The following is a 644-nucleotide window of genomic DNA, read 5'->3' on the forward strand; positions in this document are numbered from 1 at the left end:
CTGCTCAATGGCAACCTTCATATTGCCTGTGTAGGCGTCTGGGCGAACTACGGGCTCTGATAAGTTAAACTCGGCTTGTTTCCAATGCTGTTGGCACAGCGATTGAAGAACAGAAAAATGCGAGCGCAAGTTGTTGATTTGCGCGGCAGAGAAGCGTTTACCTTCACGCAAGCAGCCAAAATAGAGAATTACCCAACGACCGGATTCGATTTCTACCAGCATGCTGAGTTCATCTTTCCAACCTGTTTGATCGTAAAACTGCTTTCGATACGTTTGATACTCGATGCCTTTTTTCGCCACATCTTTTAGGGTGAAGATGCCTTGTTGCTTGTGCTGGTTGAGGTTTTGGAAAAACGGATCGTTTTGAAATGAGTTGGTCAGGTAACGTTGAAATAGTAACTCACGTTCATTTTCAATCGAGTCATATAGATAGATCGGGTGTTTGCCTTCTCGGTAACCAAGAATGATCGCGCAATCAAAATCGAAAATTGAGTGAATCACGCTCATCAATTTTGGGGTGAAGTTAGGCGTGTTTAAAGCAGAAATTGCTTCTGCGAGTTGCGCGTTAAAGTTTTGGTTAGGCATGCGATCATCGAGTTGACATGATTTAATTTTGCGCAAGCATAACCAAAAGCAATCCAACG

At 43.5% G+C, this 644-nt stretch carries 1 protein-coding gene; it reads right to left on the bottom strand.

The window, feature by feature from the left end; all coding sequences use genetic code 11:
• Positions 1 to 585 (bottom strand): LuxR family transcriptional regulator (locus R7044_RS26075; protein WP_225456102.1); only part of this gene is annotated, 585 nt, incomplete at its 3' end.
• Positions 586 to 644: the final 59 nt, after the last annotated feature.

This window comes from Vibrio sp. 1402 (assembly GCF_033340275.1).